The 20,551-nt window shown below is 49.3% G+C and carries 19 protein-coding genes, 7 tRNA genes and 1 pseudogene; 24 read left to right on the top strand and 3 right to left on the bottom strand.

The genetic code is table 11. The features are described 5' to 3' along the window. Positions 1-260: 260 nt before the first annotated feature. The 23 genes and pseudogenes from sucC (at position 261) to pnuC (ending at position 16,777) form a co-directional block, all read left to right on the top strand. The gene (gene sucC, locus C4F37_RS01990) at positions 261-1,427 is read left to right on the top strand and encodes an ADP-forming succinate--CoA ligase subunit beta (protein ID WP_001048602.1); all 1,167 of its coding nucleotides are present in this window, start codon (positions 261-263) and stop codon (positions 1,425-1,427) included. Then, entirely contained in the window at positions 1,427-2,296 is an 870-nt protein-coding gene (gene sucD / locus C4F37_RS01985; protein ID WP_000025458.1) for a succinate--CoA ligase subunit alpha, read from the top strand. The genes sucC and sucD overlap by 1 nt, the downstream gene beginning before the upstream one ends. A 239-nt stretch (positions 2,297-2,535) precedes the next feature. Continuing rightward, a pseudogene (locus tag C4F37_RS01980) lies at positions 2,536-3,651 on the top strand (tetratricopeptide repeat protein). A 1,329-nt stretch (positions 3,652-4,980) separates the two neighbouring features. Further along, positions 4,981-6,549 carry a cytochrome ubiquinol oxidase subunit I gene (gene cydA / locus C4F37_RS01970; protein ID WP_000884361.1) on the top strand — a complete coding sequence of 523 codons (1,569 nt, stop codon included), beginning with the start codon at positions 4,981-4,983 and terminating at the stop codon, positions 6,547-6,549. A 15-nt stretch (positions 6,550-6,564) separates the two neighbouring features. Continuing rightward, complete coding sequence (gene cydB / locus C4F37_RS01965) at positions 6,565-7,704, top strand: cytochrome d ubiquinol oxidase subunit II (RefSeq protein WP_000568275.1); 1,140 nt, start codon at positions 6,565-6,567, stop codon at positions 7,702-7,704. Between the two features lie 14 nt (positions 7,705-7,718). Then, positions 7,719-7,832: a cytochrome bd-I oxidase subunit CydX gene (cydX, locus tag C4F37_RS01960; RefSeq protein ID WP_000270282.1), complete on the top strand. Its 114-nt coding sequence runs from the start codon at positions 7,719-7,721 to the stop codon at positions 7,830-7,832. Further along, a complete protein-coding gene (gene ybgE / locus C4F37_RS01955; protein ID WP_000034602.1) occupies positions 7,832-8,125 on the top strand; it encodes a cyd operon protein YbgE in 294 nt (97 codons plus the stop codon). The genes cydX and ybgE overlap by 1 nt, the downstream gene beginning before the upstream one ends. Positions 8,126-8,274: 149 nt before the next feature. Then, positions 8,275-8,679 (top strand): tol-pal system-associated acyl-CoA thioesterase, encoded by a 405-nt coding sequence (gene ybgC, locus C4F37_RS01950; protein ID WP_001098384.1) that lies wholly within the window; start codon positions 8,275-8,277, stop codon positions 8,677-8,679. Then, positions 8,676-9,368 (top strand): Tol-Pal system protein TolQ, encoded by a 693-nt coding sequence (tolQ, locus tag C4F37_RS01945; protein WP_000131310.1) that lies wholly within the window; start codon positions 8,676-8,678, stop codon positions 9,366-9,368. Before ybgC ends, tolQ begins: the two co-directional genes overlap by 4 nt. 3 nt (positions 9,369-9,371) lie before the next feature. Next, positions 9,372-9,800 (top strand): colicin uptake protein TolR, encoded by a 429-nt coding sequence (gene tolR / locus C4F37_RS01940; protein WP_000090097.1) that lies wholly within the window; start codon positions 9,372-9,374, stop codon positions 9,798-9,800. Positions 9,801-9,864: 64 nt separating this feature from the next. Next, positions 9,865-11,049, top strand: a complete 1,185-nt coding sequence (gene tolA, locus C4F37_RS01935) for a cell envelope integrity protein TolA (RefSeq protein WP_001773879.1) — start codon at positions 9,865-9,867, stop codon at positions 11,047-11,049. Between the two features lie 132 nt (positions 11,050-11,181). Beyond that, the gene (gene tolB / locus C4F37_RS01930; protein ID WP_001295307.1) at positions 11,182-12,474 is read left to right on the top strand and encodes a Tol-Pal system beta propeller repeat protein TolB; all 1,293 of its coding nucleotides are present in this window, start codon (positions 11,182-11,184) and stop codon (positions 12,472-12,474) included. A gap of 34 nt (positions 12,475-12,508) precedes the next feature. Next, on the top strand, positions 12,509-13,030 hold the full coding sequence (gene pal / locus C4F37_RS01925) for a peptidoglycan-associated lipoprotein Pal (protein WP_001295883.1): 522 nt from the start codon (positions 12,509-12,511) through the stop codon (positions 13,028-13,030). Between the two features lie 9 nt (positions 13,031-13,039). Beyond that, a complete protein-coding gene (gene cpoB, locus C4F37_RS01920) occupies positions 13,040-13,831 on the top strand; it encodes a cell division protein CpoB (protein WP_001538474.1) in 792 nt (263 codons plus the stop codon). Between the two features lie 164 nt (positions 13,832-13,995). Further along, a tRNA-Lys gene (locus C4F37_RS01915) sits at positions 13,996-14,071 on the top strand. A gap of 35 nt (positions 14,072-14,106) precedes the next feature. Continuing rightward, positions 14,107-14,182 (top strand) — tRNA-Val (locus C4F37_RS01910). Positions 14,183-14,184: 2 nt separating this feature from the next. Beyond that, a tRNA-Lys gene (locus tag C4F37_RS01905) sits at positions 14,185-14,260 on the top strand. A 51-nt stretch (positions 14,261-14,311) separates the two neighbouring features. Beyond that, positions 14,312-14,387 (top strand) — tRNA-Val (locus C4F37_RS01900). A 3-nt stretch (positions 14,388-14,390) separates the two neighbouring features. After that, positions 14,391-14,466: transfer RNA gene (locus C4F37_RS01895), tRNA-Lys, on the top strand. Positions 14,467-14,514: 48 nt separating this feature from the next. Continuing rightward, a tRNA-Lys gene (locus tag C4F37_RS01890) sits at positions 14,515-14,590 on the top strand. 33 nt (positions 14,591-14,623) lie between these two features. After that, positions 14,624-14,699: transfer RNA gene (locus C4F37_RS01885), tRNA-Lys, on the top strand. Positions 14,700-14,976: 277 nt separating this feature from the next. Further along, positions 14,977-16,020 (top strand): quinolinate synthase NadA, encoded by a 1,044-nt coding sequence (nadA, locus tag C4F37_RS01880; RefSeq protein ID WP_000115284.1) that lies wholly within the window; start codon positions 14,977-14,979, stop codon positions 16,018-16,020. A gap of 37 nt (positions 16,021-16,057) precedes the next feature. Further along, positions 16,058-16,777 (top strand): nicotinamide riboside transporter PnuC, encoded by a 720-nt coding sequence (gene pnuC / locus C4F37_RS01875; RefSeq protein ID WP_000345406.1) that lies wholly within the window; start codon positions 16,058-16,060, stop codon positions 16,775-16,777. Here pnuC and zitB read toward each other — a convergent pair. Both zitB and C4F37_RS01865 read right to left on the bottom strand, forming a co-directional pair. Beyond that, complete coding sequence (gene zitB, locus C4F37_RS01870) at positions 16,774-17,715, bottom strand: CDF family zinc transporter ZitB (protein ID WP_001538475.1); 942 nt, start codon at positions 17,713-17,715, stop codon at positions 16,774-16,776. The genes pnuC and zitB overlap by 4 nt on opposite strands. 113 nt (positions 17,716-17,828) lie before the next feature. Further along, the gene (locus C4F37_RS01865) at positions 17,829-18,209 is read right to left on the bottom strand and encodes a YbgS-like family protein (RefSeq protein WP_001538476.1); all 381 of its coding nucleotides are present in this window, start codon (positions 18,207-18,209) and stop codon (positions 17,829-17,831) included. A gap of 315 nt (positions 18,210-18,524) precedes the next feature. Between C4F37_RS01865 and aroG the strand changes: the two genes are divergently transcribed. Beyond that, entirely contained in the window at positions 18,525-19,577 is a 1,053-nt protein-coding gene (gene aroG / locus C4F37_RS01855; RefSeq protein ID WP_001538477.1) for a 3-deoxy-7-phosphoheptulonate synthase AroG, read from the top strand. A gap of 166 nt (positions 19,578-19,743) precedes the next feature. Here the strand turns inward: aroG and gpmA are convergent, their stop codons facing one another. Continuing rightward, positions 19,744-20,496, bottom strand: a complete 753-nt coding sequence (gene gpmA, locus C4F37_RS01850; RefSeq protein WP_001295305.1) for a 2,3-diphosphoglycerate-dependent phosphoglycerate mutase — start codon at positions 20,494-20,496, stop codon at positions 19,744-19,746. Between the last annotated feature and the right edge of the window lie 55 nt (positions 20,497-20,551).

The following is a 20,551-nucleotide window of genomic DNA, read 5'->3' as shown; positions in this document are numbered from 1 at the left end:
AGTTTAAGCTTCACCTGCACTGTAGACCGGATAAGACAATATTGACTTCTCCGGCAATCGAAGCCTGATGCGACGCTAATGCGTCTTATCAGGCCTACGGTGATCACCAATGTAGGTCGGATAAGGCGCTTACGCCGCATCCGACAAGCGATGTCTGATGCGACATCAGGCCTACGGGTGACCGGCAGTACCCGGACGCGATACGTCATATTCGGTCTACGGTTTAAAAGATAACGATTACTGAAGGATGGACAGAACACATGAACTTACATGAATATCAGGCAAAACAACTTTTTGCCCGCTATGGCTTACCAGCACCGGTGGGTTATGCCTGTACTACTCCGCGCGAAGCAGAAGAAGCCGCTTCAAAAATCGGTGCCGGTCCGTGGGTAGTGAAATGTCAGGTTCACGCTGGTGGCCGCGGTAAAGCGGGCGGTGTGAAAGTTGTAAACAGCAAAGAAGACATCCGTGCTTTTGCAGAAAACTGGCTGGGCAAGCGTCTGGTAACGTATCAAACAGATGCTAATGGCCAACCGGTTAACCAGATTCTGGTTGAAGCAGCGACCGATATCGCTAAAGAGCTGTATCTCGGTGCCGTTGTTGACCGTAGTTCCCGTCGCGTGGTCTTTATGGCCTCCACCGAAGGCGGCGTGGAAATCGAAAAAGTGGCGGAAGAAACTCCGCACCTGATCCACAAAGTTGCGCTTGATCCGCTGACTGGCCCGATGCCGTATCAGGGACGCGAACTGGCGTTTAAACTGGGTCTGGAAGGTAAACTGGTTCAGCAGTTCACCAAAATCTTCATGGGCCTGGCGACCATTTTCCTGGAGCGCGACCTTGCGCTTATCGAAATCAACCCGCTGGTTATTACCAAACAGGGCGATCTGATTTGCCTCGACGGCAAACTGGGCGCTGATGGCAACGCACTGTTCCGCCAGCCTGATCTGCGTGAAATGCGTGACCAGTCGCAGGAAGATCCGCGTGAAGCACAGGCTGCACAGTGGGAACTGAACTACGTTGCGCTGGACGGTAACATCGGTTGTATGGTTAACGGCGCAGGTCTGGCGATGGGTACGATGGACATCGTTAAACTGCACGGCGGCGAACCGGCTAACTTCCTGGACGTTGGCGGCGGCGCAACCAAAGAACGTGTAACCGAAGCGTTCAAAATCATCCTCTCTGACGACAAAGTGAAAGCCGTTCTGGTTAACATCTTCGGCGGTATCGTTCGTTGCGACCTGATCGCTGACGGTATCATCGGCGCGGTAGCAGAAGTGGGTGTTAACGTACCGGTCGTGGTACGTCTGGAAGGTAACAACGCCGAACTCGGTGCGAAGAAACTGGCTGACAGCGGCCTGAATATTATTGCAGCAAAAGGTCTGACGGATGCAGCTCAGCAGGTTGTTGCCGCAGTGGAGGGGAAATAATGTCCATTTTAATTGATAAAAACACCAAGGTTATCTGCCAGGGCTTTACCGGTAGCCAGGGGACTTTCCACTCAGAACAGGCCATTGCATACGGCACTAAAATGGTTGGCGGCGTAACCCCAGGTAAAGGCGGTACTACCCACCTCGGCCTGCCGGTGTTCAACACCGTGCGTGAAGCTGTTGCTGCTACTGGCGCTACCGCCTCTGTTATCTACGTACCAGCACCGTTCTGCAAAGACTCCATTCTGGAAGCTATCGATGCAGGCATCAAACTGATTATCACCATCACTGAAGGCATCCCGACGCTGGATATGCTGACGGTGAAAGTGAAACTGGATGAAGCAGGCGTTCGTATGATCGGCCCGAACTGCCCAGGCGTTATCACCCCGGGGGAATGCAAAATCGGTATCCAGCCGGGTCACATTCACAAACCGGGTAAAGTGGGTATCGTTTCCCGTTCCGGTACGCTGACCTATGAAGCGGTTAAACAGACCACGGATTACGGTTTCGGTCAGTCGACCTGTGTTGGTATCGGCGGCGACCCGATCCCTGGCTCTAACTTTATCGATATCCTCGAAATGTTCGAAAAAGATCCGCAGACCGAAGCGATCGTGATGATCGGTGAGATCGGCGGTAGCGCTGAAGAAGAAGCAGCGGCGTACATCAAGGAGCACGTTACCAAGCCAGTTGTGGGTTACATCGCTGGTGTGACTGCGCCGAAAGGCAAACGTATGGGTCACGCAGGTGCGATCATTGCCGGTGGTAAAGGGACTGCTGATGAGAAATTCGCTGCTCTGGAAGCCGCAGGCGTGAAAACCGTTCGCAGCCTGGCGGATATCGGTGAAGCACTGAAAACTGTTCTGAAATAAATATCTGTAATAAGAAATAGCCCTCGCCGCTTCCCTCTACAGGAGGGGCGAAGGGCTGTCGGTTTCGACATGGTTGGCCATCTTATGATGGCCTTTTTTATTCGGGCACTAATCTGAAAAGTTTGCCCACTGCTTTTTTCCCATCTTCTGCGCAATAATGCCCGGCAAAATATTCCCTCTCCGTTCTGTAAAAGCATTTATACAAGAAGAAAATTGTTCTGCCAGTTGCTCTGGCCCTGATGGGTATAAATTCGGACGTTTATGCGGCCGATGTAAATATCGATATTTTAAGTGCGACAGTGAAAGATAAACGCATTGAGGGAGCATCGATGACGCTGCAACGCAATGGCGCACAATCTGTTTCTGGAACCACAAATGCATCGGGCAGCGTTAATCTGGGTTCTACATTTGCTGATGATCAAGATGCTTTATTGATCGTCAAAAAAGAGGGCTATTCTAATCTGGTGGTCAAATGTCCGTGTGCTGGCATGACTTATGCGATTAGTCCGGCAATGACTAGTCTGGATGGCATGCGTGTAGTTTTGAGCTGGGGCGAAAAGCCTTTTGATCTTGATTCACATTTGATCTTCCCTGGCGGACATATCTATTTTGATAGTAAAGAGGGGACTGATGCTAATCTGGATGTTGATGATACGGATAGCTATGGACCAGAAACTGTCACTATCAGCAAAAAGCATTTTGGCGAAAGTTACATCTATGCCGTGCAGGACTATAGCAATAAAGGGTTGCCCAACAGTAATTATCTCTCTGCCAGTAAGGCAAAAGTGTTTGTTTATGTAGGGAGCTCCCTGGTGCGTAGTTATAGTGTCCCTGCTGGAAAACGAGGGAACATCTGGACCATGTTTAAACTCAATCCAAACGGCGAGTTTGAAGATATTAACTCTGTTACCAGCGCTAATTTTAACGACACCACATTAGACGTCAGGGATTTAGCCACTGTGATAATGCCTGCGACGGGCACTTCAGCTTCGGCTTCGCCTGCGATGCAAAACAGTGGAGATACTCAACTGGCAAGAAAATATAATCGCGAAGGTGAAGCTGTTTATAAAACCGGTCAACTTGAGCAAGCCATTCAACTCTTCCAACAGGCAACAGAATTAGACGGCAATTACGGACAGGCATTTAGTAACCTGGGGCTGGCGTATCAGAAAAATGGCAACATAGCGGAAGCAATTTAGGCAAATCGTAAAGCGATCTCGTTAGCCTGTGGAGCAAATGCGGCGACAACGCGCGCTAACTCCTATTATAACATTGCCAAAATTTATGGAACTGCTGGACAGGACGCTGATGCATTGCAGCATTATCAACTCGCTCTTCACGATGCCATTTTATAACAATGAAAGTGGAATCATATTTTTAAATTTTATATTCTTGCTTGTTTTTCTGGTGAAGTTATCCATCATTCACTGTTCTATTATCTTAAGGATGATGGAAATAGAAGGTTTTTTAATGATAATAAAACATATTCTTATGTTATGTAATCACGAATTTTTTAATATGATTATGTATCAATACATTATATTACCCGATGTGTTACTGAATTATCGACTATTACTTTAATATTTAGTGATCGTAAACATGGTTCTCCAGATTACTAAATTTCTGGCATCTTACAATATCATCATCTTCAAATAGTTAAATTAAGATTATTGCACTGCCAAAACAGATAAATTGAAGCAGTCTGGTAGATATTGCAGAACAACCTTGATTCCAACGGCGAAATCGTATTTATCCTCCAGGTTGCCGTCCATATGGAGCTGAATATCATTCAGTCCACGCTTGATGAGTCGATATCGCTATATCCATAGACAGGGTAGCTTTTTACACGAGAGTGTCCGGTGTTTTCTAACGGCTGGCAATCATTCCGTTTTGTTGTTTCGTATCACTGCTATAACAATTTCTCTTGATTTTCAATCTTTGAGCGAATCATTGAATACAGATCGGGAAATATTAATACCATATATAATTTATTTTGAAAATCCTTGTTCCATCTGACTATACCTAAGGTATCTATTTCTTTTTGTGATTATTACCAGTGAAACAATAAGTGACGGATTTACAGTACGTCGTTCATAAAGACAACAATCAATTAACGTTGATAAAAATATGTTACGTAAAATGGCAACAAAGTAGCTACTCTAACTAATTAGTATTATAAAAAGTCGATAAAGCGGCTCTGTTAAATAAAATACTGGTTTTTTATCTATATATTTCCATGTGGGTAATTTTACCGCGCTATTTTGTTACAATAAATTAACAATAAAGTTACTAACGGCTCATGATTTACACATAATTAACATATGTGGTTGATTTTGATATAAATCAATTTTTAATTCTTGAAAAAAATCTGCAAAACACGATAAATTGTTGTAGATCAAATTGGTGAGATCGTGACAATTTCGCTATAAATTGATCACTGTCGAAAAATGCAAATTTGCTCAATAAAAACCTGTTTATTGTAAGGATTTTGCGGCGTAATATAATTACGGGATCAATCTGGTTTATTCATTAACACATTTGTAACTTTTTTATCATTGTCTTTTCCTCTTTTGATGAAATGGCAGCGATAGAGGCGAGCAAATAATTTTGTATTGGGGCATGCGTGTGACCCTTTCTAACGGGGTTCACTCTCGGAGTCTTCATGCGATGAGCAAGGAGTCATGATGTTAGATATAGTCGAACTGTCGCGCTTACAGTTTGCCTTGACCGCGATGTACCACTTCCTTTTTGTGCCACTGACGCTCGGTATGGCGTTCCTGCTGGCCATTATGGAAACGGTCTACGTCCTTTCCGGCAAACAGATTTATAAAGATATGACCAAGTTCTGGGGCAAGTTGTTTGGTATCAACTTTGCTCTGGGTGTGGCTACCGGTCTGACCATGGAGTTCCAGTTCGGGACTAACTGGTCTTACTATTCCCACTATGTAGGGGATATCTTCGGTGCGCCGCTGGCAATCGAAGGTCTGATGGCCTTCTTCCTCGAATCCACCTTTGTAGGTCTGTTCTTCTTCGGTTGGGATCGTCTGGGTAAAGTTCAGCATATGTGTGTCACCTGGCTGGTGGCGCTCGGTTCAAACCTGTCCGCACTGTGGATTCTGGTTGCAAACGGCTGGATGCAAAACCCAATCGCGTCCGATTTCAACTTTGAAACTATGCGTATGGAGATGGTGAGCTTCTCCGAGCTGGTGCTTAACCCGGTTGCTCAGGTGAAATTCGTTCACACCGTAGCTTCTGGTTATGTGACTGGCGCGATGTTCATCCTCGGTATCAGCGCATGGTATATGCTGAAAGGTCGTGACTTCGCCTTCGCTAAACGCTCCTTTGCTATCGCTGCCAGCTTCGGTATGGCTGCCGTTCTGTCTGTTATTGTTCTGGGTGATGAATCCGGTTACGAAATGGGCGACGTGCAGAAAACCAAACTGGCTGCTATCGAAGCCGAGTGGGAAACGCAACCTGCACCTGCTGCCTTTACTCTGTTCGGCATTCCTGATCAGGAAGAGGAAACGAACAAATTTGCGATCCAGATCCCTTACGCGCTGGGCATCATTGCAACGCGTTCCGTGGATACTCCAGTTATCGGTCTGAAAGAACTGATGGTGCAGCATGAAGAACGCATTCGTAACGGGATGAAGGCGTACTCTCTGCTCGAACAACTGCGTTCTGGTTCTACCGACCAGGCCGTTCGTGACCAGTTCAATAGCATGAAGAAAGATCTCGGTTACGGTCTGCTGCTGAAACGCTATACGCCAAACGTGGCTGATGCGACTGAAGCTCAGATTCAACAGGCAACCAAAGACTCCATTCCACGTGTAGCGCCGCTGTACTTCGCGTTCCGTATCATGGTGGCGTGTGGCTTCCTGCTGCTGGCAATCATTGCGCTCTCTTTCTGGAGTGTCATCCGCAACCGCATTGGCGAGAAAAAATGGCTGCTGCGCGCCGCGCTGTACGGTATTCCGCTGCCGTGGATTGCTGTAGAAGCGGGCTGGTTCGTGGCTGAATATGGCCGCCAACCGTGGGCTATCGGTGAAGTGCTGCCGACAGCTGTGGCGAACTCGTCACTGACCGCAGGCGATCTCATCTTCTCAATGGTGCTGATTTGCGGCCTGTATACCCTGTTCCTGGTGGCAGAATTGTTCTTAATGTTCAAGTTTGCACGCCTCGGCCCAAGCAGCCTGAAAACCGGTCGCTATCACTTTGAGCAGTCTTCCACGACTACTCAGCCGGCACGCTAAGACAGGAGTCGTCAAATGATCGATTATGAAGTATTGCGTTTTATCTGGTGGCTGCTGGTTGGCGTTCTGCTGATTGGTTTTGCAGTCACTGACGGTTTCGACATGGGGGTGGGCATGCTCACCCGTTTCCTCGGTCGTAACGACACCGAGCGTCGAATTATGATTAACTCCATCGCACCACACTGGGACGGTAACCAGGTTTGGCTGATCACTGCAGGCGGCGCACTGTTTGCTGCCTGGCCGATGGTCTATGCCGCTGCGTTCTCCGGCTTCTATGTGGCGATGATCCTCGTGCTGGCGTCTTTGTTCTTCCGTCCGGTCGGTTTTGACTACCGCTCCAAGATTGAAGAAACCCGCTGGCGTAACATGTGGGACTGGGGCATCTTCATTGGTAGCTTCGTTCCGCCGCTGGTGATTGGTGTAGCGTTCGGTAACCTGTTGCAGGGCGTACCATTCAACGTTGATGAATATCTGCGTCTGTACTACACCGGTAACTTCTTCCAGCTGCTTAACCCGTTCGGCCTGCTGGCAGGTGTGGTGAGCGTAGGGATGATCATTACTCAGGGCGCAACCTATCTGCAAATGCGTACCGTGGGCGAACTGCACCTGCGTACCCGTGCAACGGCTCAGGTGGCGGCACTGGTGACGCTGGTCTGCTTCGCACTGGCTGGCGTATGGGTGATGTACGGTATCGATGGTTATGTCGTGAAATCGACAATGGACCATTACGCAGCCTCTAACCCGCTGAATAAAGAAGTGGTTCGTGAAGCTGGCGCATGGCTGGTTAACTTCAACAACACGCCAATTCTGTGGGCTATTCCGGCACTGGGTGTGGTTCTGCCGCTGCTGACCATCCTGACTGCACGTATGGATAAAGCCGCGTGGGCGTTTGTGTTCTCCTCCCTGACGCTGGCCTGCATCATCCTGACTGCCGGTATCGCAATGTTCCCGTTTGTGATGCCGTCCAGCACCATGATGAACGCAAGTCTGACAATGTGGGATGCAACTTCCAGCCAGCTGACGCTTAACGTCATGACCTGGGTTGCGGTGGTTCTGGTACCGATCATTCTGCTCTACACCGCCTGGTGTTACTGGAAAATGTTCGGTCGTATCACCAAAGAAGATATTGAACGTAACACCCACTCTCTGTACTAAGTAAGGAGCTAAAAATGTGGTATTTCGCATGGATTCTGGGAACGCTTCTTGCCTGTTCGTTTGGGGTAATCACCGCGCTGGCGCTTGAGCACGTCGAATCAGGCAAAGCCGGTCAAGAAGACATCTGATGAGTAAGATTATCGCAACCTTGTATGCGGTAATGGACAAGCGCCCCCTGCGGGCGCTTTCCTTCGTGATGGCACTTCTGTTAGCAGGATGTATGTTTTGGGACCCATCACGTTTCGCCGCGAAGACCAGTGAACTGGAAATCTGGCATGGTTTACTGCTTATGTGGGCCGTCTGTGCTGGTGTGATTCACGGCGTGGGCTTTCGTCCGCAGAAGGTTCTCTGGCAAGGGATTTTTTGCCCATTGCTTGCCGATATTGTTCTCATTGTCGGGCTGATTTTCTTCTTCTTTTAAATCAGAATTCTCTTTAAAAATTTATGGGCCGAGTCAGGCCCATAAATTTTTACGCTCCCTTAACTTGCTCTCATTCCCAAACCTCAATCGCGCGCGTATAGTAGCAGCGTTTAAAAGCTCTAACTTTTGTTGCATTACCGGGATGTAAAGTGAATACAACGCTGTTTCGATGGCCGGTTCGTGTCTACTATGAAGATACCGATGCCGGTGGTGTGGTGTACCACGCCAGTTACGTCGCTTTTTATGAAAGAGCACGCACAGAGATGCTGCGTCATCATCACTTCAGTCAACAGGCGCTGATGGCTGAACGCGTTGCCTTTGTGGTACGTAAAATGACGGTGGAATATTACGCACCTGCGCGGCTCGACGATATGCTCGAAATACAGACTGAAATAACATCAATGCGTGGCACCTCTTTGGTTTTCACGCAACGTATTGTCAACGCCGAGAATACTTTGTTGAATGAAGCAGAGGTTCTGGTTGTTTGCGTTGACCCACTCAAAATGAAGCCTCGTGCGCTTCCCAAGTCTATTGTCGCGGAGTTTAAGCAGTGACTGACATGAATATCCTTGATTTGTTCCTGAAGGCTAGCCTTCTGGTTAAACTTATCATGTTGATTTTGATTGGTTTTTCAATCGCATCCTGGGCCATTATTATCCAGCGGACCCGTATTCTTAACGCAGCGGCGCGCGAAGCCGAAGCGTTTGAAGATAAATTCTGGTCTGGAATCGAACTCTCTCGCCTCTATCAAGAGAGCCAGGGGAAACGGGATAATCTGAGCGGTTCGGAACAAATCTTTTACAGCGGCTTCAAAGAGTTTGTGCGCCTGCATCGTGCCAATAGCCATGCGCCGGAAGCCGTAGTGGAAGGGGCGTCGCGTGCGATGCGTATTTCCATGAATCGTGAACTTGAAAATCTGGAAACGCACATTCCTTTCCTCGGTACGGTTGGCTCCATCAGCCCGTATATTGGTCTGTTTGGTACGGTCTGGGGGATCATGCACGCCTTTATCGCCCTCGGGGCGGTAAAACAAGCAACACTGCAAATGGTTGCGCCCGGTATCGCAGAAGCGTTGATTGCGACGGCAATTGGTTTGTTCGCCGCAATTCCGGCGGTAATGGCTTATAACCGCCTAAACCAGCGCGTAAACAAACTGGAACTGAATTACGACAACTTTATGGAAGAGTTTACCGCGATTCTGCACCGCCAGGCGTTTACCGTTAGCGAGAGCAACAAGGGGTAAGCCATGGCCAGAGCGCGTGGACGAGGTCGTCGCGATCTCAAGTCCGAAATCAACATTGTACCGTTGCTGGATGTACTGCTGGTGCTGTTGCTGATCTTTATGGCGACAGCGCCCATCATCACCCAGAGCGTGGAGGTCGATCTGCCAGACGCTACTGAATCACAGGCGGTGAGCAGTAACGATAATCCGCCAGTGATTGTTGAAGTGTCTGGTATTGGTCAGTACACCGTGGTGGTTGAGAAAGATCGTCTGGAGCGTTTACCACCAGAGCAGGTGGTGGCGGAAGTGTCCAGCCGTTTCAAGGCCAACCCGAAAACGGTCTTTCTGATCGGTGGCGCAAAAGATGTGCCTTACGATGAAATAATTAAAGCACTGAACTTGTTACATAGTGCGGGTGTGAAATCGGTTGGTTTAATGACGCAGCCTATCTAAACATCTGCGTTTCCCTTGCTTGAAAGAGAGCGGGTAACAGGCGAACAGTTTTTGGAAACCGAGAGTGTCAAAGGCAACCGAACAAAACGACAAGCTCAAGCGGGCGATAATTATTTCAGCAGTGCTGCATGTCATCTTATTTGCGGCGCTGATCTGGAGTTCGTTCGATGAGAATATAGAAGCTTCAGCCGGAGGTGGCGGTGGTTCGTCCATCGACGCTGTCATGGTTGATTCAGGTGCGGTAGTTGAGCAGTACAAACGTATGCAAAGCCAGGAATCAAGCGCGAAGCGTTCTGATGAGCAGCGCAAGATGAAGGAGCAGCAGGCTGCTGAAGAACTGCGTGAGAAACAAGCGGCTGAACAGGAACGCCTGAAGCAACTTGAGAAAGAGCGGTTAGCGGCTCAGGAGCAGAAAAAGCAGGCTGAAGAAGCCGCAAAACAGGCCGAGTTAAAGCAGAAGCAAGCGGAAGAGGCGGCAGCGAAAGCGGCGGCAGATGCTAAAGCGAAGGCCGAAGCGGATGCTAAAGCTGCGGAAGAAGCAGCGAAGAAAGCGGCGGCAGACGCGAAGAAAAAAGCAGAAGCAGAAGCCGCCAAAGCCGCAGTCGAAGCGCAGAAAAAAGCCGAGGCTGCTGCTGCGGCGCTGAAGAAGAAAGCTGAAGCGGCAGAAGCAGCTGCAGCTGAAGCAAGAAAGAAAGCGGCAGCAGAGAAAGCGGCAGCCGACAAAAAAGCAGCAGAAAAAGCGGCTGCTGAAAAGGCAGCAGCTGATAAGAAAGCAGCGGCAGAAAAAGCCGCCGCAGACAAAAAAGCGGCAGCGGCAAAAGCAGCAGCTGAAAAAGCCGCTGCAGCAAAAGCTGCCGCAGAGGCAGATGATATTTTCGGTGAGCTAAGCTCTGGTAAGAATGCACCGAAAACGGGGGGAGGGGCGAAAGGGAACAATGCTTCGCCTGCCGGGAGTGGTAATACTAAAAACAATGGCGCATCAGGGGCCGATATCAATAACTATGCCGGGCAGATTAAATCTGCTATCGAAAGTAAGTTCTATGACGCATCGTCCTATGCAGGCAAAACCTGTACGCTGCGCATAAAACTGGCACCCGATGGTATGTTACTGGATATCAAACCTGAAGGTGGCGATCCCGCACTTTGTCAAGCTGCGTTGGCAGCAGCTAAACTTGCGAAGATCCCGAAACCACCAAGCCAGGCAGTATATGAAGTGTTCAAAAACGCGCCATTGGACTTCAAACCGTAATCGCGATGTTGACTGTTCCGACGGTCAACATCAGGCACCGGTTGCCACGGGGTTCTGGTAGTTTTGTGTATTTTAGTTTGTTAACATTCTGCTAAATTATCGTGGGCCATCGGTCCAGATAAGGGAGATATGATGAAGCAGGCATTACGAGTAGCATTTGGTTTTCTCATACTGTGGGCATCAGTTCTGCATGCTGAAGTCCGCATTGTGATCGACAGCGGTGTAGATTCCGGTCGTCCTATTGGTGTTGTTCCTTTCCAGTGGGCGGGGCCTGGTGCGGCACCTGAAGATATTGGCGGCATCGTTGCTGCTGACTTGCGTAACAGCGGTAAATTTAATCCGTTAGATCGTGCTCGTCTGCCACAGCAGCCGGGTAGTGCGCAGGAAGTACAACCAGCTGCATGGTCCGCGCTGGGCATTGACGCTGTGGTTGTCGGTCAGGTCACTCCGAATCCGGATGGTTCTTACAATGTCGCTTATCAACTTGTTGACACTGGCGGCGCACCGGGTACTGTACTTGCTCAGAACTCGTACAAAGTGAACAAGCAGTGGCTGCGTTATGCTGGTCATACCGCCAGTGACGAAGTATTTGAAAAACTGACCGGTATTAAAGGTGCGTTCCGTACCCGTATTGCCTACGTTGTTCAGACTAACGGCGGTCAGTTCCCGTATGAACTGCGCGTATCTGACTATGACGGTTACAACCAGTTTGTCGTTCACCGCTCACCGCAACCGCTGATGTCTCCGGCGTGGTCACCAGACGGTTCTAAACTGGCTTATGTGACCTTCGAAAGCGGTCGTTCCGCGCTGGTTATTCAGACGCTGGCAAATGGCGCTGTACGTCAGGTGGCTTCATTCCCGCGTCACAACGGTGCACCTGCATTCTCGCCAGACGGCAGCAAACTGGCATTCGCCTTGTCGAAAACCGGTAGCCTGAACCTGTACGTAATGGATTTGGCTTCTGGTCAGATCCGCCAGGTAACTGATGGTCGCAGTAACAATACCGAACCGACCTGGTTCCCGGACAGCCAGAACCTGGCATTTACTTCTGACCAGGCCGGTCGTCCGCAGGTTTATAAAGTGAATATCAACGGCGGTGCGCCACAACGTATTACCTGGGAAGGTTCGCAGAACCAGGATGCGGATGTCAGCAGCGACGGTAAATTTATGGTAATGGTCAGCTCCAACGGTGGGCAGCAGCACATTGCCAAACAAGATCTGGCAACGGGAGGCGTACAAGTTCTGTCGTCCACGTTCCTGGATGAAACGCCAAGTCTGGCACCTAACGGCACTATGGTAATCTACAGCTCTTCTCAGGGGATGGGATCCGTGCTGAATTTGGTTTCTACAGATGGGCGTTTCAAAGCGCGTCTTCCGGCAACTGATGGACAGGTCAAATTCCCTGCCTGGTCGCCGTATCTGTGATAATAATTAATTGAATAGTAAAGGAATCATTGAAATGCAACTGAACAAAGTGCTGAAAGGGCTGATGATTGCTCTGCCTGTTATGGCAATTGCGGCATGTTCTTCCAACAAGAACGCCAGCAATGACGGCAGCGAAGGCATGCTGGGTGCCGGCACTGGTATGGATGCGAACGGCGGCAACGGCAACATGTCTTCCGAAGAGCAGGCTCGTCTGCAAATGCAACAGCTGCAGCAGAACAACATCGTTTACTTCGATCTGGACAAGTACGATATCCGTTCTGACTTCGCTCAAATGCTGGATGCACACGCAAACTTCCTGCGTAGCAACCCGTCTTACAAAGTCACCGTAGAAGGTCACGCGGACGAACGTGGTACTCCGGAATACAACATCTCCCTGGGTGAACGTCGTGCGAACGCTGTTAAGATGTATCTGCAGGGTAAAGGCGTTTCTGCTGACCAGATCTCCATCGTTTCTTACGGTAAAGAAAAACCTGCAGTACTGGGTCATGACGAAGCGGCGTATGCCAAAAACCGTCGTGCGGTACTGGTTTACTAAGAGAATTGCATGAGCAGTAACTTCAGACATCAACTATTGAGTCTGTCGTTACTGGTTGGTATAGCGGCCCCTTGGGCCGCTTTTGCTCAGGCACCAATCAGTAGTGTCGGCTCAGGCTCGGTCGAAGACCGCGTCACTCAACTTGAGCGTATTTCTAATGCTCACAGCCAGCTTTTAACCCAACTCCAGCAACAACTCTCTGATAATCAATCCGATATTGATTCCCTGCGTGGTCAGATTCAGGAAAATCAGTATCAACTGAATCAGGTCGTGGAGCGGCAAAAGCAGATCCTGTTGCAGATCGACAGCCTCAGCAGCGGTGGTGCAGCGGCGCAATCAACCAGCGGCGATCAAAGCGGTGTGGCGGCATCAACGACGCCGACAGCTGATGCTGGTGCTGCGAATGCTGGCGCGCCGGTGAAAAGCGGTGATGCAAACACGGATTACAATGCAGCTATTGCGCTGGTGCAGGATAAATCCCGCCAGGATGACGCAATGGTGGCATTTCAGAATTTCATCAAAAATTACCCTGATTCAACTTACCTGCCAAACGCCAATTATTGGCTGGGTCAGTTAAACTACAACAAGGGTAAAAAAGATGATGCGGCGTATTATTTTGCTTCGGTAGTGAAAAACTATCCGAAGTCACCGAAGGCTGCAGATGCGATGTTTAAAGTCGGCGTCATCATGCAGGACAAAGGTGACACCGCAAAAGCGAAAGCCGTATACCAGCAGGTTATCAGTAAATACCCTGGTACTGATGGCGCTAAACAGGCGCAAAAACGTCTGAACGCGATGTAATGCATAACACACGACCAGAAGTCGCATTATTTCTGGTCGTGTCGTGCGAATCATAAGCAGTTGAGTGATCTACATCGAAATTTTTGTTGCGCTCAAGTCTGAAATCAGTAATATATGCCGCCGTTGCCACGGGATATCAAACAAACCGAAAGCAACGAAAAAGTGGGTCGTTAGCTCAGTTGGTAGAGCAGTTGACTTTTAATCAATTGGTCGCAGGTTCGAATCCTGCACGACCCACCACTAACATAGTTAGTTGTAGTATCCAGCGTAGTATCGGGTGATTAGCTCAGCTGGGAGAGCACCTCCCTTACAAGGAGGGGGTCGGCGGTTCGATCCCGTCATCACCCACCACCGGGTCGTTAGCTCAGTTGGTAGAGCAGTTGACTTTTAATCAATTGGTCGCAGGTTCGAATCCTGCACGACCCACCACTGATTACGGTGGGTTCGGTGGAAGTAGTTTGTAGTATCCAGCGTAGTATCGGGTGATTAGCTCAGCTGGGAGAGCACCTCCCTTACAAGGAGGGGGTCGGCGGTTCGATCCCGTCATCACCCACCACTCGGGTCGTTAGCTCAGTTGGTAGAGCAGTTGACTTTTAATCAATTGGTCGCAGGTTCGAATCCTGCACGACCCACCAATTTTAAACATTGGTTCCGAGTAGAAATCTTTCAGGTAACACCCGTATGGGTCGTTAGCTCAGTTGGTAGAGCAGTTGACTTTTAATCAATTGGTCGCAGGTTCGAATCCTGCACGACCCACCATCCTGAATGATTAAAGCAGCATAATCCCGCAAGGGGTCGTTAGCTCAGTTGGTAGAGCAGTTGACTTTTAATCAATTGGTCGCAGGTTCGAATCCTGCACGACCCACCAATGCAAAAAAGCGCCCTAAAGGCGCTTTTTTGCTATTCAGGCATCTCTCAATTTCAATTCTTGACCCTGATGACATACTCCGCGTTTGCTGCGTAAACAACTCTACGTCGGAGGAATAAGACGCAAAGTGTGGCATTCGGCATCTCATACGTAATTCGAGTGACTTTTCTCCACCATTCGACTATCTTGTTTAGCATATAAAACAAATTACGCCGATAATAGCGAATATCACGCTTAAATCGGTTTTAACGTTAAGCCTGTAAAACGAGATAGTAAGATGAGCGTGATGTTTGATCCAGACACGGCGATTTATCCTTTCCCCCCGAAGCCGACGCCGTTAAGCATTGATGAAAAAGCGTATTACCGCGAGAAGATAAAACGTCTACTAAAAGAACGTAATGCGGTGATGGTTGCCCACTACTATACCGATCCCGAAATTCAACAACTGGCAGAAGAAACCGGTGGCTGTATTTCTGATTCTCTGGAAATGGCGCGCTTCGGTGCAAAGCATCCCGCTTCTACGTTGTTAGTTGCTGGGGTGAGATTTATGGGAGAAACCGCCAAAATTCTCAGTCCGGAAAAAACAATTCTGATGCCGACACTTCAGGCTGAATGTTCACTGGATCTCGGCTGCCCTGTTGAAGAATTTAACGCATTTTGCGATGCCCATCCCGATCGTACTGTCGTCGTCTACGCCAACACTTCTGCTGCGGTAAAAGCGCGCGCAGATTGGGTGGTAACTTCAAGCATTGCCGTCGAACTTATTGATCATCTGGATAGTTTGGGTGAAAAAATCATCTGGGCACCTGACAAACATCTGGGGCGTTACGTGCAAAAACAGACGGGCGCAGACATTTTATGCTGGCAGGGTGCCTGCATTGTGCATGATGAATTTAAGACTCAAGCGTTAACCCGCTTGCAAGAAGAATACCCGGATGCTGCCATACTGGTGCATCCAGAATCACCGCAAGCTATTGTAGAGATGGCGGATGCGGTCGGTTCCACCAGTCAACTGATCGCTGCTGCGAAAACATTGCCACATCAGCGGCTTATCGTGGCAACCGATCGGGGCATTTTCTACAAAATGCAGCAGGCGGTGCCAGATAAAGAGTTACTGGAAGCACCAACCGCGGGTGAGGGCGCAACCTGTCGCAGCTGCGCGCATTGCCCGTGGATGGCCATGAATGGCCTTCAGGCCATCGCAGAGGCATTAGAACTGGAAGGAAGCAATCACGAGGTTTATGTTGATGAAAGGCTGCGAGAGAGGGCGCTGGTGCCGCTCAATCGTATGCTGGATTTTGCGGCTACACTACGTGGATAATTGATAATAAGGCGTCACATTACGCTTTGGGGGAACGATGGATTTTTTTAGTGTGCAGAATATCCTGGTACATATACCAATAGGGGCAGGCGGTTATGATCTCTCATGGATCGAAGCGGTAGGCACGATCGCCGGGTTGCTGTGTATTGGCCTTGCCAGTCTGGAGAAGATCAGTAACTACTTCTTTGGCCTGATCAACGTCACCTTGTTTGGCATTATTTTCTTTCAGATTCAGCTGTATGCCAGCCTGTTATTACAGGTGTTTTTCTTTGCCGCGAATATTTACGGCTGGTATGCGTGGTCGCGACAAACCAGTCAGAACGAGGCGGAGTTGAAAATTCGCTGGTTGCCATTGCCGAAGGCGCTAAGCTGGTTGGCGGTTTGCGTTGTTTCGATTGGTCTGATGACGGTATTTATCAATCCGGTGTTTGCATTTTTGACCCGCGTGGCAGTCATGATCATGCAAGCATTAGGATTACAGGTTGCGATGCCTGAACTACAGCCGGACGCTTTCCCGTTCTGGGATTCATGCATGATGGTGTTATCTATCGTGGCAATGATTCTGATGACGCGTAAGTATGTGGAAAACTGGCTGTTGTGGGTGATTATTAACGTGATTAGCGTCGTTATTTTTGCACTTCAGGGCGTTTACGCCATGTCTCTGGAGTACATCATTCTGACCTTTATTGCCCTCAACGGCAGCCGGATGTGGATCAACAGCGCACGCGAAAGAGGTTCACGCGCGCTGTCCCATTAATGGTGATGATGTGAATGGCCAGACACCCCTTCATTCAGGTGGCAGTCTGGCCCATGACAAGGTTGATATTCCATCTGAATAGTGGCGTGCTCAATCTGATAGTGATCCATCAGGTAGTGTTGGATCTGATCTAACAAGGCATCGTGATCGTGTGGCGGGATCACCTGCACATGCAGCGTCATCACCGGCTTCTCGCCTACCATCCATACATGTACATGGTGCACATTGCGGACTTCCGGGATTTCCCGGCACATACGACGCTTCAGTTCGGCGATATCCAGCGATACCGGTGCACCTTCAAGTAATTCATTCACGCTATCTTTCAACAGTCGCCACGCGCTACGCAGAACCAGAAGCGACACCAGTATTGAGAGAATGGGGTCAGCAGGTGTCCAGCCGGTCCAGATAATAATCAACGCGGCAATAATAGCCCCAACCGAACCCAGCAGGTCCCCGAGCACATGCAGTGCCGCTGCTCGCACGTTGAGGTTTTTCTCTTCGCTACCGTGATGAAGTAACCAGAAAGAAAGTATATTTGCCAACAGCCCAGCCACGGCAATTGCCATCATCATGCCGCCCTCGACCGGACGCGGTGTGCGGAAGCGTTCTATCGCCTCCCAGACAATCAAAATGGTAATCACCACCAGGGCGATAGCATTCACAAATGCTGCGAGCGTGGTCAATCTTAGCCAACCGAAAGTGTGGCGAATGGTGGGAGGTCGACGTGAAAATTGCACGGCGAGTAGGGCGAAAAGCAGGGCGGCAGTATCGGTCAACATATGACCCGCATCGGCCAGCAATGCCAGAGAACCGGAAAGAAAACCGCCAATGACTTCTACCAGCATAAACCCGGCAGTCACGCCGAAAGCATACAACAAGCGACGAGCATTATTATCTTCTGGCAGGTGTGAGGAAGCGTGTGAGTGTGAGTGCGCCATGACGAGTCATCCCTTAATTATTCTCACTTAACTTTATGACATCATACTGCTTGTAGAAGGGAAAAATTAAAAGGGAGAGACTCCGCTCTCCCATTATTGGCTATTTTGCAGGGTTACTGCGTGGTACCGTCGGTTTTGGTATCGACATCATTATTGATGCCATCACCAGTTTGTACCTTTTTATTGATATCCGGGCAGCGACCATCTTTACACATGGTGTTCTTGTGCTCTTCATCTTTGGTCATGCCGTCATTGTTCATTGAAGAACCATCCGGATGCAGCATTGTGCCGTCGGAACCGGTATTTACCCCGTTATTGTCTATGTTATTTGGCGCGACATTTTCACGGGCGTCAGGGGCTACCTGGCCCGCATCAGCTGCGGCGTTTGCCTGGCCGTTATTGCTTTGCGCTCCGCTATCGGCAGCCAGTGCGGCACCGCTGGCAAGGCTTAGAGTGGCAGTCAAAAATAGTGTGGCCAGTTTTGTCATTTTCATAGGATGCTCCTGTTATGGTCGTTATGTCGGATAACCTCTTCCAACAGTGCATTTGCAGGTGAATATAAGGCAATGGTTTAAGATTTCAGCCAGGCAAAGATACCCAGCAGAGAATCTTGAAATAATTAACAAACAAAGGAGTTACAGTTAGAAATTGTAGGAGAGATCTCGTTTTTCGCGACAATCTGGCGTTTTTCTTGCTAATTCCAGGATTAATCCGTTCATAGTGTAAAACCCCGTTTACACATTCTGACGGAAGATATAGATTGGAAGTATTGCATTCACTAAGATAAGTATGGCAACACTGGAACAGACATGAATTATCAGAACGACGATTTACGCATCAAAGAAATCAAAGAGTTACTTCCTCCTGTCGCATTGCTGGAAAAATTCCCCGCTACTGAAAATGCCGCGAATACGGTCGCCCATGCCCGAAAAGCGATCCATAAAATCCTGAAAGGTAATGATGATCGCCTGTTGGTGGTGATTGGCCCATGCTCAATTCATGATCCTGTCGCGGCTAAAGAGTATGCCGCTCGCTTGCTGGCGCTGCGTGAAGAGCTGAAAGATGAGCTGGAAATCGTAATGCGCGTCTATTTTGAAAAGCCGCGTACCACGGTGGGCTGGAAAGGGCTGATTAACGATCCGCATATGGATAACAGCTTCCAGATCAACGACGGTCTGCGTATTGCCCGTAAATTGCTGCTTGATATTAACGACAGCGGTCTGCCAGCGGCGGGTGAATTCCTGGATATGATCACCCCACAATATCTCGCTGACCTGATGAGCTGGGGCGCAATTGGTGCACGTACCACCGAATCGCAGGTGCACCGCGAACTGGCGTCTGGTCTTTCTTGTCCGGTAGGTTTCAAAAATGGCACTGATGGTACGATTAAAGTGGCTATCGATGCCATTAATGCCGCCGGTGCGCCGCACTGCTTCCTTTCAGTGACCAAATGGGGTCATTCGGCGATTGTGAATACCAGCGGTAACGGCGATTGCCATATCATTCTGCGCGGTGGTAAAGAGCCTAACTACAGCGCGAAGCACGTTGCTGAAGTGAAAGAAGGGCTGAACAAAGCAGGCCTGCCAGCACAGGTGATGATCGATTTCAGCCATGCTAACTCGTCAAAACAATTCAAAAAGCAGATGGATGTTTGTACTGACGTTTGCCAGCAGATTGCCGGTGGCGAAAAGGCCATTATTGGCGTGATGGTGGAAAGCCATCTGGTGGAAGGCAATCAGAGCCTCGAGAGCGGGGAACCGCTGGCCTACGGTAAGAGCATCACCGACGCCTGCATTGGCTGGGATGATACCGATGCTCTGTTACGTCAACTGGCGAATGCAGTAAAAGCGCGTCGCGGGTAAAGTTTAATTGTCGGATGCGCCGTCAGAGTGGCGTATCCGATTAATCACCGGAGGCCTGATAAAACGCGCAGCGTCGCATCAGGCGATGTGCTCCATTGGTAGCAACGAAAAATAAAAAAGCCGACTCATTTTGCGGTCGGCTTTCTCATTTTTAAACGAATGACGTTTACTTCGCTTTACCCTGGTTAGCAACCGCCGCTGCTTTCGCCGCGATCTCGTCAGCATTACCCAGATAATAGCGTTTCAGCGGTTTGAAGTTCTCGTCAAACTCATAAACCAGCGGCACGCCGGTCGGGATATTCAGCTCAAGAATCTCTTCTTCGCTCATGTTATCGAGATATTTCACCAGCGCACGTAACGAGTTACCGTGTGCGGCGATGATGACGCGCTCACCGCTCTTCATACGCGGCAGAATGGTTTCATTCCAGTAAGGGATCACGCGGTCAATGGTCAGCGCCAGGCTTTCCGTCAGCGGCAGTTCTTTCTCGCTCAGTTTCGCGTAACGCGGATCGTGACCCGGATAACGCTCATCATCTTTAGTCAGTTCCGGCGGAGTCACCGCAAAACCACGACGCCACTGTTTCACCTGCTCGTCGCCATACTTTTCAGCGGTTTCCGCTTTGTTCAGACCCTGCAATGCACCGTAGTGACGTTCGTTCAGTTTCCAGGATTTCTCAACGGGCAGCCATGCCTGATCCAGTTCGTCCAGCACATTCCATAGGGTATGAATAGCGCGTTTCAGCACAGAGGTGTAAGCAAAGTCAAAGCTGTAACCTTCCTCTTTCAGCAGCTTACCTGCTGCTTTTGCTTCGCTTACGCCTTTCTCAGACAGATCCACGTCGTACCAACCGGTGAAACGGTTTTCTTTGTTCCACTGACTTTCGCCATGACGAACCAGAACCAGCTTAGTTACAGCCATATACTTACTCCTCAAATCATCTTTTAATGATAATAATTCTCATTATATTGCCGTG

The organism is Escherichia sp. R1 (assembly GCF_003000935.1).
GTDB lineage: Bacteria > Pseudomonadota > Gammaproteobacteria > Enterobacterales > Enterobacteriaceae > Escherichia > Escherichia coli.
This window is presented reverse-complemented; position numbering and strand designations above follow the sequence as displayed.

What these genes read in the sequence shown, in the direction of transcription:
- sucC (WP_001048602.1), top strand. Translation starts at nt 261, where the DNA reads ATGAACTTACATGAATATCAGGCAAAACAACTTTTTGCCCGCTATGGC.
- sucD (WP_000025458.1), top strand. Translation starts at nt 1,427, where the DNA reads ATGTCCATTTTAATTGATAAAAACACCAAGGTTATCTGCCAGGGCTTT.
- cydA (WP_000884361.1), top strand. Translation starts at nt 4,981, where the DNA reads ATGTTAGATATAGTCGAACTGTCGCGCTTACAGTTTGCCTTGACCGCG.
- cydB (WP_000568275.1), top strand. Translation starts at nt 6,565, where the DNA reads ATGATCGATTATGAAGTATTGCGTTTTATCTGGTGGCTGCTGGTTGGC.
- cydX (WP_000270282.1), top strand. Translation starts at nt 7,719, where the DNA reads ATGTGGTATTTCGCATGGATTCTGGGAACGCTTCTTGCCTGTTCGTTT.
- ybgE (WP_000034602.1), top strand. Translation starts at nt 7,832, where the DNA reads ATGAGTAAGATTATCGCAACCTTGTATGCGGTAATGGACAAGCGCCCC.
- tolR (WP_000090097.1), top strand. Translation starts at nt 9,372, where the DNA reads ATGGCCAGAGCGCGTGGACGAGGTCGTCGCGATCTCAAGTCCGAAATC.
- tolB (WP_001295307.1), top strand. Translation starts at nt 11,182, where the DNA reads ATGAAGCAGGCATTACGAGTAGCATTTGGTTTTCTCATACTGTGGGCA.
- pal (WP_001295883.1), top strand. Translation starts at nt 12,509, where the DNA reads ATGCAACTGAACAAAGTGCTGAAAGGGCTGATGATTGCTCTGCCTGTT.
- cpoB (WP_001538474.1), top strand. Translation starts at nt 13,040, where the DNA reads ATGAGCAGTAACTTCAGACATCAACTATTGAGTCTGTCGTTACTGGTT.
- nadA (WP_000115284.1), top strand. Translation starts at nt 14,977, where the DNA reads ATGAGCGTGATGTTTGATCCAGACACGGCGATTTATCCTTTCCCCCCG.
- pnuC (WP_000345406.1), top strand. Translation starts at nt 16,058, where the DNA reads ATGGATTTTTTTAGTGTGCAGAATATCCTGGTACATATACCAATAGGG.
- zitB (WP_001538475.1), bottom strand. Translation starts at nt 17,715, where the DNA reads ATGGCGCACTCACACTCACACGCTTCCTCACACCTGCCAGAAGATAAT.
- C4F37_RS01865 (WP_001538476.1), bottom strand. Translation starts at nt 18,209, where the DNA reads ATGAAAATGACAAAACTGGCCACACTATTTTTGACTGCCACTCTAAGC.
- aroG (WP_001538477.1), top strand. Translation starts at nt 18,525, where the DNA reads ATGAATTATCAGAACGACGATTTACGCATCAAAGAAATCAAAGAGTTA.
- gpmA (WP_001295305.1), bottom strand. Translation starts at nt 20,496, where the DNA reads ATGGCTGTAACTAAGCTGGTTCTGGTTCGTCATGGCGAAAGTCAGTGG.